The 17,019-nt window shown below is 47.6% G+C and carries 16 protein-coding genes and 1 pseudogene; 12 read left to right on the forward strand and 5 right to left on the reverse strand.

The window, feature by feature from the left end:
- The 8 genes from LRP49_RS17115 to gcvH form a co-directional block, all read left to right on the forward strand.
- Positions 1-649, forward strand: a 649-nt coding sequence (locus tag LRP49_RS17115) for a transketolase-like TK C-terminal-containing protein (protein ID WP_274143530.1), incomplete at its 5' end; no start/stop codon positions are given.
- Positions 650-834: 185 nt separating this feature from the next.
- Positions 835-2,106 carry an NRAMP family divalent metal transporter gene (locus tag LRP49_RS17120; RefSeq protein WP_274143531.1) on the forward strand — a complete coding sequence of 424 codons (1,272 nt, stop codon included), beginning with the start codon at positions 835-837 and terminating at the stop codon, positions 2,104-2,106.
- Between the two features lie 274 nt (positions 2,107-2,380).
- Positions 2,381-3,409, forward strand: coding sequence for an erythrose-4-phosphate dehydrogenase (gene epd / locus LRP49_RS17125; RefSeq protein ID WP_274143532.1), 1,029 nt, complete (start codon positions 2,381-2,383; stop codon positions 3,407-3,409).
- Between the two features lie 70 nt (positions 3,410-3,479).
- On the forward strand, positions 3,480-4,643 hold the full coding sequence (locus LRP49_RS17130) for a phosphoglycerate kinase (protein WP_274143533.1): 1,164 nt from the start codon (positions 3,480-3,482) through the stop codon (positions 4,641-4,643).
- A gap of 221 nt (positions 4,644-4,864) precedes the next feature.
- Positions 4,865-5,941 (forward strand): class II fructose-bisphosphate aldolase, encoded by a 1,077-nt coding sequence (gene fbaA, locus LRP49_RS17135; RefSeq protein ID WP_274143534.1) that lies wholly within the window; start codon positions 4,865-4,867, stop codon positions 5,939-5,941.
- Between the two features lie 172 nt (positions 5,942-6,113).
- Positions 6,114-7,007, forward strand: a complete 894-nt coding sequence (mscS, locus tag LRP49_RS17140; RefSeq protein WP_274143535.1) for a small-conductance mechanosensitive channel MscS — start codon at positions 6,114-6,116, stop codon at positions 7,005-7,007.
- Between the two features lie 236 nt (positions 7,008-7,243).
- A complete protein-coding gene (gene mscS, locus LRP49_RS17145) occupies positions 7,244-8,077 on the forward strand; it encodes a small-conductance mechanosensitive channel MscS (protein ID WP_274143536.1) in 834 nt (277 codons plus the stop codon).
- 233 nt (positions 8,078-8,310) lie between these two features.
- Complete coding sequence (gene gcvH, locus LRP49_RS17150; protein ID WP_274143537.1) at positions 8,311-8,703, forward strand: glycine cleavage system protein GcvH; 393 nt, start codon at positions 8,311-8,313, stop codon at positions 8,701-8,703.
- 77 nt (positions 8,704-8,780) lie between these two features.
- On the opposite strand, the gene LRP49_RS17155 is transcribed toward gcvH, so the two are convergent.
- From LRP49_RS17155 to ygfZ, 4 genes and pseudogenes are all read right to left on the reverse strand, one after another.
- A complete protein-coding gene (locus LRP49_RS17155) occupies positions 8,781-8,981 on the reverse strand; it encodes a DUF1107 family protein (protein WP_274143538.1) in 201 nt (66 codons plus the stop codon).
- Positions 8,982-9,176: 195 nt separating this feature from the next.
- A pseudogene (locus LRP49_RS17160) lies at positions 9,177-10,110 on the reverse strand (LysR family transcriptional regulator).
- Between the two features lie 4 nt (positions 10,111-10,114).
- Positions 10,115-10,603: an aminoacyl-tRNA deacylase gene (locus LRP49_RS17165; protein ID WP_274143632.1), complete on the reverse strand. Its 489-nt coding sequence runs from the start codon at positions 10,601-10,603 to the stop codon at positions 10,115-10,117.
- 5 nt (positions 10,604-10,608) lie between these two features.
- Positions 10,609-11,586, reverse strand: coding sequence for a tRNA-modifying protein YgfZ (gene ygfZ, locus LRP49_RS17170; RefSeq protein WP_274143539.1), 978 nt, complete (start codon positions 11,584-11,586; stop codon positions 10,609-10,611).
- A gap of 206 nt (positions 11,587-11,792) precedes the next feature.
- Here ygfZ and LRP49_RS17175 point away from each other — a divergent pair, with 206 nt between their 5' ends.
- The 3 genes from LRP49_RS17175 (at position 11,793) to LRP49_RS17185 (ending at position 14,335) form a co-directional block, all read left to right on the forward strand.
- A complete protein-coding gene (locus LRP49_RS17175; RefSeq protein ID WP_274143540.1) occupies positions 11,793-12,053 on the forward strand; it encodes an FAD assembly factor SdhE in 261 nt (86 codons plus the stop codon).
- Positions 12,022-12,432: a protein YgfX gene (locus LRP49_RS17180; protein ID WP_274143541.1), complete on the forward strand. Its 411-nt coding sequence runs from the start codon at positions 12,022-12,024 to the stop codon at positions 12,430-12,432. The genes LRP49_RS17175 and LRP49_RS17180 overlap by 32 nt, the downstream gene beginning before the upstream one ends.
- Positions 12,433-12,532: 100 nt before the next feature.
- Positions 12,533-14,335 (forward strand): methyl-accepting chemotaxis protein, encoded by a 1,803-nt coding sequence (locus LRP49_RS17185; protein WP_274143542.1) that lies wholly within the window; start codon positions 12,533-12,535, stop codon positions 14,333-14,335.
- Between the two features lie 65 nt (positions 14,336-14,400).
- Here the strand turns inward: LRP49_RS17185 and nadB are convergent, their stop codons facing one another.
- Positions 14,401-16,017 (reverse strand): L-aspartate oxidase, encoded by a 1,617-nt coding sequence (gene nadB / locus LRP49_RS17190; protein WP_274143543.1) that lies wholly within the window; start codon positions 16,015-16,017, stop codon positions 14,401-14,403.
- A gap of 415 nt (positions 16,018-16,432) precedes the next feature.
- Here nadB and rpoE point away from each other — a divergent pair, with 415 nt between their 5' ends.
- On the forward strand, positions 16,433-17,011 hold the full coding sequence (gene rpoE, locus LRP49_RS17195) for an RNA polymerase sigma factor RpoE (protein ID WP_274143544.1): 579 nt from the start codon (positions 16,433-16,435) through the stop codon (positions 17,009-17,011).
- Positions 17,012-17,019: the final 8 nt, after the last annotated feature.

The raw sequence follows: 17,019 nt of genomic DNA on the forward strand, positions 1-17,019 counted from the left end.
ACTGATGAAAGTGCAGAACATCCAAGTTTATACCCACGATTCAATCGGTCTGGGTGAAGACGGTCCTACGCACCAGCCTGTTGAGCAAATCGCATCACTGCGTCTGACGCCAAACATGAGCACATGGCGTCCATGTGACCAAGTTGAGTCTGCGGTTGCTTGGAAACTGGCGATTGAGCGCAAAGACGGCCCAACCTCGCTGATCTTCTCGCGTCAAAACTTGGCACAACAAGACCGTTCAGCAGAGCAAGTGGCTGATATCGCGAAGGGTGGTTACATCCTGAAAGATTGTGCAGGTAAGCCTGAGCTTATCCTGATCGCAACCGGTTCAGAAGTTGAATTGGCAGTAGAAGCAGCAGCACAGCTTTCAGCAGAAGGTAAAGCAGTGCGCGTGGTATCAATGCCAGCAACTGACGTGTTCGATAAGCAAGATGCAGCGTACCGTGAATCAGTCCTGCCTTCAGATGTGACTGCACGTGTTGCAATCGAAGCGGGCATCGCTGACTTCTGGTACAAGTATGTTGGCTTTGACGGTCGCATCATCGGCATGACCACCTTTGGTGAGTCTGCGCCAGCTGACCAACTGTTTAAGATGTTTGGCTTCACCACTGAAAACGTGGTTGAGACTGCGAAAGAATTGCTCGCGTAATTCGCGCTTTTTTTCACCAAAAACCCGCAGAAGTTCTCTGCGGGTTTTTTTATGCCCCGACTTGTAACTTTATGTTGACGCTTAAGTTTTTTGTGATATCTAGTATCTGTCTTGACAATGATAAAACACTCAAAAAAGACAAATTTAAAAGCCCAAACACAACATAACTTTTACAAGGAACGACAATGGAAAACTCTCTTTCCACGGCACAAGGTGGTGCACAAACCTTACGCCAATTAGTCCGGTCAATGGGGCCGGGGATCATGATGGCTGCGGCCGCTGTTGGTGGGTCGCATTTGGTTGCATCTACCCAGGCAGGAGCAATCTATGGTTGGCAACTGGCAGGGCTTATCCTGTTGGTTAATGTGTTCAAATACCCTTTTTTCAAAGCAGGAATTCAATATACGTTGGGAACAGGCGAGAGCCTTGTTGAAGGCTATGCCAAATTAGGACGCCCTTATCTTTGGGTCTTTGCGCCTCTATGTTTGTTCTCTGCGGTGGTGAATATCGCTGCGCTGTTACTCTTTAGTGCTAGCCTCTTGGGCTATTTCATTCCATTTACGCTGTCGCCAGTAGTATTGTCAGCGGTTGTTATTGTCGTGTGTTTGGGGATCTTGTTCGCAGGGCACTACAAAGCACTCGATGTCCTATCGAAAGTGATCATGGCCGTGCTGACGGTGGCAACGGTCGCTGCTGTTGTGATTGCTTTTGCAAGCCCTGCTCCGGTCAAAGAAATCGCCATTTCTCCATCGCCTTGGACGCTAGCGGCGATCGGATTTTTGGTTGTGACGATGGGGTGGATGCCTGCGCCGATCGAAGTGTCGAGCATTACATCTATGTGGCTGAAGAGTCAAAAACGCCAACAAGAAGTGACGGCACGTTCTGCACTGTTTGATTTCAATGTGGGTTACATTGGTACCGCGATTCTGGCGATTGTTTTTCTCGCATTAGGGGCGTTAGTGCTTCACGGCTCAGGCGTAGAGTTTGCCCAATCTGGCGTAGGCTTCTCTCATCAGCTTGTCAGTCTGTATGCATCAACCATCGGTGAATGGTCGCGCTACCTTATCGCTGTGATTGCCTTCTTTTGTATTTTCGGCAGCACGATTACCGTTATTGACGGGTATTCTCGCGTGGTGGCCGAGTCACAACGCTTGATTAAACGCCAGGAAACGCAGCACCCACGCGTACTGCAACTGTGGATTTTCGCGGTATCAGTCGCTGCAATGGGGATTATTATTTTTTGGGGTAATGCACTAATCCCTATGTTGGACTTCGCGATGGTGATGGCGTTTGTGACTACGCCAGTGTTTGCGTTGTTAAATTACATCTTAGTAACCAATACCAAGCTGCCAAAAGAACTGTCGCTGAGTACACCAATGAAATGGTTATCCCTTTCCGGCTTAGTGTACCTTTTCGGGTTCCTTGCGCTCTTTATTTGGTGGAAATGGTTAATGTAGTTACGCAGGTTTCGGTGAGTGTGAGTAAGCCTTACGGTTGTACTGGCTCGATCACCTGTAGCAACGGAAATAGCGGGCACCCCCGCTATTTTTTATTCTGCTGCGTTCGTTCTGCAATAATGAATTGCAGCACTTTTTACGTGCTGTTTACCTCAGTACAGTGTTAGTTTTCCGTATGGCGTGTGAGAGGAAAATCACATTGTACGTGCGTATTTCATGTGCTTGAGATAGACTGTTGCCGCATATCATTAGCAAATCAAGAACGTCAGGGAACATGGCACTACGCGTTGCAATTAATGGTTTTGGCCGTATTGGTCGCAGTGTACTGCGTGCACTGTATGAAAGTAACAAACGAGATCAAATCGAAGTCGTTGCGGTTAACGAGCTCGCTGAGCCCGATGCGATGGCGCACCTTCTGCAGTACGACTCCAGCCATGGTCGATTCTTCAAGAAAGTTACTAACAGTCAGGAGTACCTGTTTGTTGGTGATGACAATATCCGTATTCTCCATCTCAGTGATATCTCTTTATTGCCTTGGCGCGATTTAGACATAGATATCGTGCTCGATTGCACGGGTGTGTTTGGTAACCGTGAACACGGCCAAGCGCATATTGATGCGGGGGCGAAAAAAGTCTTGTTCTCCCACCCAGGCGGGAACGACTTGGATAACACCATTATCTTTGGTGTAAATGAAGATACGCTTCAACCCTCTGACCGTATCGTCTCCAACGGCTCTTGTACCACAAACTGCATCGTCCCTGTTATCAAGGTTCTTGACGAACAGTTTGGTATTGAGTCTGGCACGATTACCACTATTCACTCTTCCATGAACGATCAGCAAGTGATTGACGCTTATCACTCAGATATGCGCCGCACACGCGCAGCGAGTCAGTCAATTATTCCTGTCGACACCAAATTACATTTGGGAATTGGAAGAATCTTTCCGAAACTTTCTGACAAATTTGAAGCTATTTCGGTTAGAGTGCCAACAATTAACGTCACAGCAATGGACTTGAGTGTCACAGTTAACACAAAAGTGAAAGTTAATGACGTAAATCAATCACTCGAGGAGGCCGCTCGGTGTACATTAAGCGGCATTGTCGACTATACCGAGGCACCACTTGTCTCGATAGATTTTAACCATGACCCTCACAGTGCCATCGTTGATGGTTCTCAAACTCGGGTTAGTAATCATAACTTAATCAAGATGTTGGTATGGTGTGATAACGAGTGGGGTTTTGCTAACCGTATGTTAGATACGGCATTGGCCATGGCAACAGTTACTGGTGGCTCGAAGGCTTGAGCCACGGCTTTCTGGAGTAAAGAAAGCCTTAGCAAATTTTTAATTTTTGCAACTTAGAGAGAGGACGAAAATGTCTGTAATCAAAATGACCGATCTGGATCTGGCTGGCAAACGCGTATTTATCCGTGCCGATCTGAACGTACCAGTAAAAGACGGTAAAGTGACTTCTGACGCGCGTATTCTAGCGTCTCTGCCAACTATCAAGCACTGCCTGGAAGCTGGCGCGAAAGTAATGGTGACTTCTCACCTTGGCCGCCCAACGGAAGGCGAATACGCGGAAGAATTCTCTCTGCAACCTGTTGTTAACTACCTGAACGACGCACTGGATTGTGACGTTAAACTGGCAAAAGACTACGTAGACGGCCTAGAGCTGAACGCGGGTGAGTTGGTTGTTCTGGAAAACGTTCGCTTTAACAAAGGCGAGAAGAAAAACGAAGACGAACTGTCTAAGAAATACGCGGCACTGTGTGACGTATTCGTAATGGATGCATTCGGTACTGCGCACCGCGCACAAGCATCTACTTACGGTGTAGGTGTGTTTGCACCAATCGCATGTGCGGGTCCTCTGCTGGCAGCTGAGCTTGAAGCACTGGGCAAAGCAATGGACAACCCAGAGCGTCCACTGGTTGCTATCGTTGGTGGTTCTAAAGTTTCTACCAAACTGACTGTTCTTGAGTCTCTGTCTAAAATCGCTGACCAACTGGTTGTTGGCGGTGGTATTGCAAACACCTTCATCGCAGCAGAAGGCCACAACGTAGGTAAATCTCTGTACGAAGCAGACCTGATCGAAACCGCTCAGAAACTGATGAAAGAGTGTTCAATCCCAGTTGCGACTGACGTTGCATGTGCGAAAGCATTCGACGAGAACGCAGAAGCTGAAATCAAGCACGTTTCTGAAGTACAAGACGACGACATGATCTTCGACTTGGGTCCAGATTCAACTGCAGCACTGGCGGAAATCATCGGTAACGCAAAAACTATCCTGTGGAACGGCCCAGTAGGCGTGTTCGAATTCAAAAACTTTGAAGCAGGTACTGCAGGTATTTCTAAAGCAATCGCTGACTCTGCAGGTTTCTCTGTAGCGGGCGGTGGTGATACGCTGGCAGCTATCGACAAGTTCGGTATCAAAGCGGATGTATCTTACATCTCTACCGGTGGCGGTGCTTTCCTTGAGTTCGTTGAAGGTAAAGTTCTGCCAGCAGTTGAAATGCTGGAAAACCGCGCGAAAGCGTAATGATGAACGGGGGTTATTGCTCCCGTTTTTTATGCGTCTAACTCCACGTTTGAAGGACTTAGGCGCATATCCAAATGCAAAAAGTAATGTGTTTGGAATCACGTTTGGGTACAATGCGCAGCGCTGATCGCAAACGTTTGCCGATTTAGCTGAGTTGGCCAGGATAGAGCCAGCTCGGTAATGATTTCTTCAAAGACAACAGAGTAAATAGGACTATTGTTATGTCTAAGATTTTTGATTTTGTAAAGCCTGGCGTTATCTCTGGTGACGACGTACAGAAAGTGTTTGAAATTGCTAAAGAGAACAAGTTCGCTCTTCCAGCGGTAAACGTAGTAAACACAGATTCAATCAACGGTGTATTGGAAGCTGCTTCTAAAGTTAAAGCACCAGTTGTTATTCAATTCTCTAACGGTGGCGCAGGCTTCTTCGTTGGTAAAGGCGTTAAGCTGGAAGGTCAAGGTGCACAAATCCTTGGTGCAGTAGCTGGCGCAAAATACGTTCACGCTGTTGCTGAATCTTACGGCGTTCCAGTTATCCTGCACACTGACCACGCTGCTAAGAAACTGCTGCCATGGATCGACGGTCTGCTGGACGCGGGTGAAGCGCACTTCGCAGAAACTGGCAAGCCACTGTTCTCTTCTCACATGATTGACCTGTCAGAAGAATCTCTGGAAGAAAACATCGAAATCTGTGCTGAGTACTTGGCTCGCATGGAAAAGATGGGCATGACTCTGGAAATCGAACTGGGTTGTACTGGTGGTGAAGAAGACGGCGTAGACAACTCCCACATGGACGCGTCTGAGCTGTACACTTCTCCAGAAGACGTTGCATACGCATACGAGAAACTGAGCGCAATCAGCCCACGTTTCACTATCGCTGCATCTTTCGGTAACGTACACGGTGTTTACCAAGCAGGTAACGTTGTACTGACTCCAACCATTCTGCGTGATTCACAAGCTTACTGTGCAGAGAAATTCGGCATCGCACCTAACGCGCTGAACTTCGTATTCCACGGCGGTTCTGGTTCTTCTGAAGCAGAAATCCAAGAGTCTATCGGTTACGGTGTTATCAAAATGAACATCGATACTGATACTCAGTGGGCAACGTGGGACGGTATCCGTACTTACGAAGCTGAAAACCGTGATTTCCTACAAGGTCAAATCGGTAACCCAACTGGCGAATCTGCGCCAAACAAGAAGTACTACGATCCACGCGTATGGCTACGTGCTGGTCAAGCTTCTATGGTTACTCGTCTTGAGAAAGCATTTGCTGACCTGAACGCTATCGACGTTCTGTAATTTAAGTTTAGTTAAAAAACTTATTACAAAAATTGATAAAACCCGCTAAATTTAGCGGGTTTTTTTATGGCTGAAATTCAGACCATAGTGAGAAGTCCCTAAACCATCTTGATAGCGCGTCTTTTTGACGCGAGATATCGAGATGGTTTAGTTATTTAGAAGTGAGAGAAAAATGACTGAGCAAAATGCTGCGCACGCTGTTGAGAAAACAGCAACTGAAGCAATGCACTGGCTGGCGTCAAACCAAGAATTGATGATTCAGTACGCGATGAATATCCTGACCGCTGTATTGATCCTGTTGGTTGGTCACTGGATCGTGAAGAAAGTAGCTGGCTCGGTGGGAACCGTGCTTAAAAAGCGTAACCTTGACCAAACGGTTGTCGATTTTATCGAGAACATGGCACGTTATGTGATGTTTACCATCGTGCTGATTGCGGCACTGGGTCGCCTTGGCGTAGAAACTGCGTCTATCGTTGCGGTAATTGGTGCGGCAGGTCTGGCAATCGGTCTGGCACTGCAAGGTTCGTTGTCAAACTTTGCTGCGGGCGTATTGATCGTGACCTTCCGTCCGTTCAAATCTGGCGATTACGTTGAAGTGAGTGGGGTTGCAGGCTCTGTTGCGTCAATCCAGATCTTCTCGACTGTTCTGACAACACCGGATAACAAGATGGTAGTTGTACCAAATGGCACCGTGATCTCTAGCCCAATCACCAACTACTCGCGCCATGAAACCCGTCGTATCGACTTCGTTATTGGCGTGTCTTACAAGGCTGATCTTCAGAAGACCAAAGAAGTGTTGACTCGCGTTGTTATGGCAGATGAGCGCGTACTGAAAGACCCTGAGCCAACCGTAGGCGTTCACGCGCTGATGGACTCGTCTGTTAACTTCGTGGTTCGTCCATGGGTGAAAACAGCAGATTACTGGGGCGCATACTTCGACCTGATGCAAGCCATCAAAGAAGAGTTGGACAAAGAAGGTATTGAAATTCCATTTCCGCAAATGGATGTTCATTACCATGCCGCAGCGAAAGAGCAAATGAATCAAGAACCAAAACAAGTGGCATAACGCTCACTGTTTTGATGAAACCCTGCCAATCGGCAGGGTTTTTTTATGCGCTCGTTCGGCATTAAAGAAGGATGGAACCATGTTGTTGTTCTACATTTGAGACACTGGATTTCGATGCATAAACTGTACACTCTGCTCTGTTTTTATCTGAGTGGTTCTCACGAGTGCTCGATAGATTCAGCAATCGCATCTCAGATAGGCCAAAGTAAAGCCATTACAACATCAAGGAAATCGCAATGGAAAATGCAACAAATGAAGCCATGAACTGGTTCAGTGGCAATCAGGAACTCCTGCTTCAGTATGCAGTGAACATTATCGCTGCCATTCTCATCCTCATTATTGGTAACTGGGTCGTCAAAGCAATCGCAAATGGCATTGCGGGTATGATGCGTAAAAAGCAGCTTGATGAAGCTGTTGTTAGCTTTGTACACACCTTTGTTCGTTACCTTCTGTTCGTGATTGTTATCATTGCAGCGTTGGGGCGTCTTGGTGTTCAAACCGCTTCAGTCGTTGCGGTTATCGGTGCCGCAGGCTTAGCGGTTGGTTTGGCACTGCAAGGGTCTCTCTCTAACTTTGCTGCGGGCGTGTTGATTGTGACGTTCCGTCCGTTTAAATCCGGTGACTATGTGGAAGCGGGCGGCGTATCGGGCTCGGTGGATTCGATCCAAATTTTCTCGACTGTCCTTACTACACCAGACAACAAGATGGTGGTAGTACCTAACGGCGCAATCATTTCTAACCCGATCACCAACTACTCTAAGCATGATACTCGACGTATTGATTACGTAATTGGCGTGTCTTACAGTGCCGATCTGCACAAAACCAAAGAGGTATTGGCGCGCGTTCTGTCTGAAGAGTCTCGCTTGTTGTCGACACCTGAGCCAACCATTGGTGTTGTAGAGTTAGCTGATTCTTCCGTGAATTTGGTTGTTCGTCCTTGGGTGCGCACTTCTGACTATTGGGGTGTGTATTTCGACCTGTTACAGGCAATTAAAGAAGAACTGGATAAAGAGGGTATTGAAATTCCGTTCCCGCAAATGGATGTTCATATGCCTAAAAATGATGGCTAACTCCATGCTTTAAAAAGCGCCAGACTCCTTATTTGGGGCTGGCGCTTTTTGTTGCCAGTTTTTCGACAATCTTGGGTGATATTGCAAAGGCTTGATCGAGTTAAAACTATTGATTTTCGGACGCTGATTTTTCTTGCGAAGTGCTTAAGGCTTTCCTAATTTGCCTATCTAGAAATATTCGCTTTACTATTCATTGACCGTCTGCAGCATGATTTTTAGAAGGAACCTGACTTATGAGCAATATCCCATCTGAGCTGAAGTTCACCAATTCCCATGAATGGGTAAGACCGGAAGGTAACGGGGTATATACAATTGGTATCTCTGACCACGCGCAGGCAATGCTTGGGGATATGGTTTTCGTGGACTTGCCAGACGAGGGTGACACGGTTGATGCGGGTGATGATTGTGCGGTCGCAGAGTCAGTAAAAGCAGCGTCAGACATTTATACCCCGCTGACGGGTGAAATTGTGGCCATTAATGAAGAGCTGGAAGGGCAACCAGAGTTGGTGAATACAGACCCTTATGGTGATGGCTGGTTGTTCCAGATACGTATCAGCGATGACTCTGAGCTAGATGAACTGCTGGATGCTGAGTCGTATCAAGATACCCTTGACGAAGAAGAGTAATTCTCTGCGAACAATAAGATAAAAAAAACACCGCATAGGCGGTGTTTTTTTGTTCAAGCGAAGTGTTAGCGCGACAATCAAAGCTCTTTCAAGCGTCGGATCTCAGCATTGATTTCCTTTACGGTCTGGTAGTGCTGAATATCGGCGTTTGATTGGGCTTGCACCAATCCCTGATGAAACTCGAAATCTCCCCGGCCCTCAATGGAAAGACGCCCCTTAAATAAACGGTAAACGTGCTTTGCAATCATGGTGGGGACATATCGATTAAACATCCGCATTTGTTATTCCTTTATCGTTTTTGTATAGCCAACATTCCATTTTCCAGCGATAACGTCTGGAATTCTGGCGGACGGCATTATAACGATGAGGGTGTGACCACAATGTGACAAGCAAGACAGTTACTTCAAATTTTATCTATGCAAGTCGATGAATAAGCTTGGGGTCACATTCCAGAAAATACGCGGGCTAGCAGGTTATCTTGCACGTAAATCATGTACTTGTTGAATGACAGTCTGGTGAATGGTTTGACGAATCCACACATTTTTTGCGTTGGTGGCATTTTTCTTATGCCAGATTTGGCGAATACCGAAGCTACTCACATCAACTGGTGTCGGGCTGATGGCCAGTGTGTCATTAAACATGTCAAGTTTTGCCATGAGTTCAGCCACCGTGCAGACAAGGTTTCGACCTGACAGAAGATGCCTGACCGTGAGAAAACGTTGTGAGCCCATGACCACTTGTCGGTCACAGTTTAGGGCCTTCAACGTGGCATCGACGGGGCTGCTGAGCTGTCCATCTACGGTTACCAACGCATGTGGGGTAGTGGTGTAGTCGTCTAGCGTAAGCGGTGTTCAGCCCAGTTGAAGAGGGATCAAACAAACATACGTGTTGCTCGGTGTAGAGATCTTCCATCTGAAACAGCGGGTCTTCTGTTTCAACAGCACCTAGCACCACATCCACGTGATCGGCTTTCAATGCTTCCTTGTAGCTCGCTCTGTCGACAGGGCGACAGCTGAGTTGGCAGTGTGGTGCTTGTTGACGAAATACATCAAAAAGAACGGGAGCGAACACCAGCTCAGCATAGTCTGTTAACCCGATACGCACTGGACCATGATATTGCGAGGGGTTGAATTGAACAGGGGTAAGCACGTCGAGGGCGATTGTTTCTAGAAGTTGGTTAACGATAGGTTCCAACTCGAATGCGCGAGATGTAGGCAACATTTCATTGCCCTGACGATGAAACAGCGGGTCATCCAGCAAGGTGCGAAGGCGAGACAGATTGTGACTCATCGCTGATTGGCCGATGGACAGCTTCTCTGCTGCACGGGTTACGCTGCGCGTTTCCATTAGTGCCGAAAAAGCGACCAATAGATTCAAATCAACACCACGCCAGTTGACCAGCTTCATGCACTCATTCCTCTTTCGCGTCTCTGCGAATATCTGCAATGGTTGGTGAACACAGTTGAACCAGATCGTCGAATCGAAGTTCTACACCGGCCATCGGGGAGCCACTACTGATATTGACGAACTCATATTGCTCAAGGGTCGGGTCAATAATGATTGGCATGAAACCCATCACTGAAAGTGGGGTGACCATGCCCGGAGAGTAGCCTGTGATGCTTTGTACATGCCCGCTATCCGCGCAGGTCATGCGACGACAGCCAAGTATGTCTCGCACCTTGCGAGGGTCTACAGAGGCGGTTCCAGGTAGGCAAGCCAGTGCCAACACGCCGCCCATGTCGCGAAGCAACATAGATTTGACCATCTGATCAGGGTTTACGCCGCGCTGTTCTGCTGCATCCAGCACAGATGTTGCCGCACGTTGGTGCGGCAAAATACGGTGAACAATACCGGCGTCTCTAAGAATAGAAAGAATGGGGGTGTCAATCTCAGGCATCACGAGGCTCACGCTTCTTCCAAGCTGTACGGTAGAGCCAATTTGTGCCAAAGCAGGTCGGTGTCCGGCAAGCGGAACTGGCTGTCATCATCTAGGTTGTTTGGAAGTACCACCAATGCCAGTGCCTTGCCGTCATCAAAGCGGTAGCCTGATAGGACAGTGCCGCCAGTACGCCAGTTTTCACCTACGCTGCGGTCGAATACATCACCCGCTTTTGGTGCGTCAGATGCCTCACCTTCCAGCAGGTATGCTGCGCGCTTATTGATGCCACGGTATTTTGCACGCGCCACGGTTTCCTGACCCGTATAACAGCCTTTTTTAAAGCTGATACCGTCAAGGGCTTGCAGATTCAAAGACTGTGGAATGAATTCATTGGTGTTCACCAGATCAACGGCTGGGATCGCCGCCCGCAATTCATACAGTTCCCAAAGGCTACTATCGCTCAAGACGCAGCGATCGCCAAGTTCAGCAATGATGGTATCGGCTTCTTCCGCATTGATAGCAAGTAGCCAACGGTTAGCTTCGATTTTTACTGCTGCGCCTGTTTGGGTGACTCGAACATCGCCTTCACCAATAAAGCGTGACTGCACGGCATTGTCCGCTTTTTCCCCAGCGACACCGATAAGGACTTGGTCACTCAGTGCGAAGGCCACTTTAGAAAACACGGCGTATTTTTTAATTTCAGTTAACTGCTTTTCGGCAATAGAGGCGGGTTGAACATACGCAATACCATCGTTGTGATGGAAAAGGCGAATTGCAGACCACACTTTACCTTTGGCATCACAGTGCGCTGCTAGCGTCGATTGTGTTTTATCCAGCGAGACAAGATCGCAGGTTAGTTGGCCTTGCAGATAACTGATGGTGTCAGCACCAACCGCAGTAATAAGTGCAAGATTATCCAGCGCCATCACAGACAGAGCGGGTAGAGCACTGTCAGAAGAAAGTGGGAGTCGAGAAAAGTTGTGCGTTGAATACCAGTTAGTCATGGTGTCTCTCGCTTAAAAGTCAGTGGCTATGTACCCGAGCAGTTTCAGGTTACTTAGGGATATATGTTAATGCGGCTGCTATCTATATACCACTGATATGGGGTCAGATCACAGCGTTGCAAGATTCAATAATACGGTCATAGCAAGGCTGACGACCCACTGATACTATTTGTGCCAATTTCTATGATGTATTTTCAGAGGTAATCATGCTGGGCGCAGAAGATAAAGCGCGAATCAAGTGGGCGTGCCGACGCGGAATGCTGGAGCTTGATGTCATTATAATGCCGTTTTTCGAAGAGTGTTTTGACGCCTTAACGGAATCAGAAAAGCTGGATTTTGTTGCCTTGTTGGAGTGTGATGATCCGGATCTTTTTACTTGGATGATGGGGCATAGTCGTAGCGAAAAACCTGAGCTAGCGGCGATGACGGATAAAATTGTCGCGCATAACCGCAGCAAACTACGTTAATACACATTTAGCCCCGTCTACATTTCTATTACGGAGTGTCTTTTTAGGCTACATAACAGTGACATTGCTATTGTTGTCTGCTGGTGTGTGGCCTTTAGAGATCAAAACCTTATTAGTTGTCTTTCTAGGTAAAGAATTACAACGTTGTCGTCGTTATATTTTTTCGATGACGGGCAATTTTTCATTGCATATCGATGGACATTGCTACTGGCGTAACAGTGAATTCCAAGTGGGGCAAATCACCTTTCAGTGCCCATTAGGCTTTGTCTTGGAGGTCGGTGAACTTCACAATGTGAAGCGCATACCGTTAATGTTTGATGCTTTTCCTGCCCAAGACTTTCGCCATATCAGTCGGATATGTTTAGAGTTAAAAGGGTGATATTGCTCACGTCTTATTGATTTACTGTATACCGTACCTAAAAAATATAAATTTGTTACCGATAACAAGGCAATGCCCAAAAGTTTTCCGGGAAACTGCCATGAATATTCGGACGAAACTCTACCTTCTCACTGCTTTTTCAGCCGCCTCTCTGTTGCTTTTCTCCCTCATAGGTTGGCAAGCGTCAGAGCGTATGATCGATCTCAAAACCAAGCTGACCCTCGTTGGGGATCTTGAAGTAAGCCTGTTGAACTTACGAAGAAATGAGAAAGACTTTCTTGCTCGCCTTGATGCGAAATATATTGAGGCGTTTGAGCTGCAAAGTAACAGCTTTAAAAATGATTTAGTCCAACTGCGTCAATATGCCGAAGAGTTAGATCTAACGCTTCCGCAAATCGGTGCGGTTGCTCAAGCGATGGATAATTATCAAGATGGATTTTTAACACTGTCTGATGGTTATCGGGCACTGGGGCTGGATCGTGAATCTGGGCTTCGCGGTGAGATAACACAGGCAAATGAAAATGTCTTGGCGGCGTCAGAAGACCCGAATGCGCACTACCTTGTGACGTTAGCGCGTTTGTTTGTCGCTGATATCAGTGAAAATCGTTACACCGAATACCTTGAAACGTGGAATCGTTTGGTCACCGGCAATGCGCAGAACCTGAAGGAACAAAAGGCGTTAATCGAACAATATTACGCTTTAAACAAGAAAGTCGGGCTAGACCATAAGTCCGGTCTTCTCGGGGCAATACGCCAGCAGTCGCATCAGGTTGAAGCCGACTTTGACGCGATGCGTGCTCAGCTTACAGGTGAGCTTGAAAAGGCATCAGGTACCGTAGTAACGGTTGTTGCAACGCTACTGGCCTTGGTATCCATTATTCTTATTGCACTGAGTATTTGGCTAAATCGCTATATTCAACGTCGAATTACAACGCTGACTCAAACGATGGAGCAGGTTGCCGCTGACCGCGATTTGACCTTACGCGCCGACACGACAGGCAATGATGAGATTTCTCTTGTCGCCGCTGATTTCAACTCGGTGCTAGAGCATTGTCAGGTGGTGATCGCGGGTGTGAAAACTTCAAGCTCAACACTGAATAGCACTGCAATGGAAGTCAGTGAGCGTTGTCACCAAGCCGAGGTTGCACTGGATAAACAGCATGCAGAAGCTGACATGGCTGCAACGGCGGTCAATGAAATGGAAGCGACAATTCGCGAGATCGCCTCTAACACAGAGCGTGCCGCTGAGAATGCATCGCACAGTTTGGAACGTGCAAACAAAGGGCACATTACGGTTCAAAATACCCGTTCAGCAATTGTGACCTTGTCTCAAGGGCTGGATGATGCAAACCGAGATATTCAGAGTTTGGTGTCACTCTCTGAACAAATTGGTACCGTTGTTCACGTGATCAAAGATATCTCCGAACAAACGAACTTACTCGCTTTGAACGCGGCTATCGAAGCTGCACGCGCAGGCGAGCAGGGCCGAGGTTTTGCGGTGGTGGCGGATGAGGTGCGCTCATTGGCGACCCGTACCCATAAATCCACAGATGAAATTGCGACTATGATTGCGTCGTTGCAACAGCAAACTAACTTGGTGGTCGACCGTATTTCTGCCTGCCAGCAAGACAGTGAAGAATCGGTAACACATGTTGAAGATGCAGCCAATGAGTTGGATAACATCATGCACGATATGCAACAAATCATGGATATGAGTACCCAGATCGCCGCCGCGATTGAAGAGCAGAGCATGGTTGCCAAAGAAGTGAACCTGAATGTGCATTCTATTCAGGAAATCACCGCAAAGAATACCGCGTCAACCAGCGAGAATGCTTTGGCTGCGGAAAGGGTGGCAGAGCAAAGTAAAGAGTTGGAATTTGCAATTTCCGCTTTCCGCGCGTAAGACAATGAGAAAAAGAAAGCCCTCGTTATCGAGGGCTTTTTAATGCTGGTTATTGCGCTTTTCTATTAACAAGGGAAATCGGGCACCAGAATGGTTGGGCCGCTTTCTTCCTGTTTCTCTGGGTAGTCGAGCGTGTAGTGAAGGCCTCGACTTTCTTTTCGTGCCATTGCACAACGGACCATCAATTCAGCTACCTGAAGCAGATTACGCATTTCCAGTAAGTTATTCGAAACACGGAAATTGCTGTAATACTCATGCGTTTCTTGCTTTAGCAGTTCGATACGGCGAAGTGCACGTTCTAATCGCTTCGTTGAGCGCACGATACCGACGTAATCCCACATAAAAAGACGCAGTTCGTGCCAGTTGTGTTGGAGTACAACTTCTTCATCTGAGCAACTGACCTGACTTTCATCCCAGTGAGGCAATGATGGAGGAACTTCCGCTTTGGCCGCATTGTCGCCAATATGTTGCGCCGCCGCCCATGCATAAACCACGCATTCTAGCAGCGAGTTAGAGGCCATACGGTTTGCGCCATGAAGACCTGTGTAACTGACTTCACCAATCGCGTACAACCCCTCTAAGTCTGTTTGACCATTTTTATCTACCATCACACCGCCACAGGTGTAATGTGCGGCAGGGACAATTGGGATAGGTTGCTTGGTCAAATCAAACCCGTATGTCATTAGTTTCTCGTAAATTGTCGGGAAGTGTTTAATGACAAACTCAGGGTCTTTATGGCTGATGTCAAGGTACATGCAATCTGCACCCATACGCTTCATCTCATAGTCAATCGCACGTGCGACCACATCACGAGGAGCCAGCTCTGCGCGTTTATCAAAGTCTGCCATAAAGCGGGAGCCATCTGGACGACGAAGGTAAGCACCTTCACCACGCAGTGCCTCGGTCAGCAAAAAGTTTCGCGCTTCTGGGTGGAACAGGCAGGTCGGATGAAACTGGTTAAATTCAAGATTGGCTACCCGACAGCCAGCACGCCACGCCATGGCAATACCGTCACCAGAAGACACATCGGGATTAGATGTGTACTGGTAAACTTTTGATGCGCCACCGGTTGCGAGCACCACAAATTTAGCGCGTACGGTTTCCACGGCTTCTCTGTCTCGGTTCCAGACATAGGCACCAAGTACACGGTTAGGCCCCGTGATGCCGATTTTTTTCCGTGTGATCAAGTCCAGCGCATTGTGCCTTTCCATCACACAAATATTCGGATGTTGCATCACGTTGTCTTGCAGAGAGGTCTGCACAGCCATGCCTGTCGCATCAGCAGCATGCAGTATGCGTCGGTGACTATGCCCACCTTCACGGGTTAGGTGGAACTTAGGTTCGTCGTCATCACTGTCTTCGTCGAGATCGAACGGTACGCCACCATCAATCAGCCATTGAACGCATTCTTTCGCGTTTTCCGCGATAAAGTTCACGACATCTTCATTGCAAAGGCCATCGCCTGCGATTTGCGTGTCTTCAACGTGTGACTCTACTGAGTCATTTTCATCAAATACAGCTGCAATACCGCCCTGAGCGTAGTAAGTCGCGCCTTCGTTGCTTGGTCCTTTGCTCAGGACCATGACTTTTTGTGTGGATGCCAAGTGCAACGCCAGTGACAGCCCGGAAGCACCACTGCCGATGACAAGAACGTCACAGATATGTTCTTTGTGAGTACTCATTGATACGCATTCCTTTCTCTCAAAGTTGCCACACGCATCTCAATGCACTGGCCTTTGAAACAACGAGATATAGTTTTTGCGTCAGTGTACACCAATCATTCGAGAGGGAGAATGGCGTAAATATGTACGAGTGAGAAAAGGCGATGGGATACAGAGCTGCCCGACAATCTGGTAGACTTTGCGAGAGAGATCAGAACATCAGACGTTTCTCGACAAATTTGGGAACTTTCATTTATTTTGTCACTCATATCACCGTGCTCAATCTTTATGGCTAGCGACTCGACGATGAAGTGGCAGACAGTGGCGAAGAGCGAAAAGAAATACCAAATGCTGACATTGCGTTGACGAATGACATTCAGACTCGATCAAGCAACAAAGGCATATTGGTATCAATAATAAAGGAGTAAACGCTCGAATGAGCGAGCAGTTAACTGATCAAGCCCTGATAGAGCGCGTACAAAGTGGCGATAAGCAAGCATTTAACCTGTTGGTTATCAAGTATCAGAATAAGGTGTGTAGCCTGATTTCGCGGTATGTGAGCAACAGTGGCGATGTACCAGATGTGGCGCAAGAAGCCTTCATCAAAGCGTACCGCGCTTTACCCGGGTTTCGAGGCGAGAGTGCCTTCTATACTTGGTTGTATCGTATCGCGGTAAATACCGCCAAAAACTATTTAGTGGCTCAGGGTCGGCGCCCGCCTTCAAGTGATATCGATGCTGAAGAGGCGGAAAACTATGAAAATGGTGGCGCACTGAAAGAAATTTCGAACCCTGAGAACCTTATGTTGTCAGAACAGTTGAAAGAGGTAGTGTTCAATACCATTGAAGCACTGCCTGACGATTTGAAAACGGCGATTACGCTGCGAGAGATTGATGGCCTTAGCTATGAAGAAATCGCAGAAGTAATGGACTGCCCGGTAGGAACGGTGCGTTCGCGCATATTCCGAGCCAGGGAAGCGGTAGATAAGCGTGTTCGTCCATTGATTAATCAGTAACAGAGTTA

This window comes from Enterovibrio qingdaonensis (genome assembly GCF_028683135.1).
Taxonomy (GTDB): Bacteria; Pseudomonadota; Gammaproteobacteria; order Enterobacterales; family Vibrionaceae; genus Enterovibrio; species Enterovibrio qingdaonensis.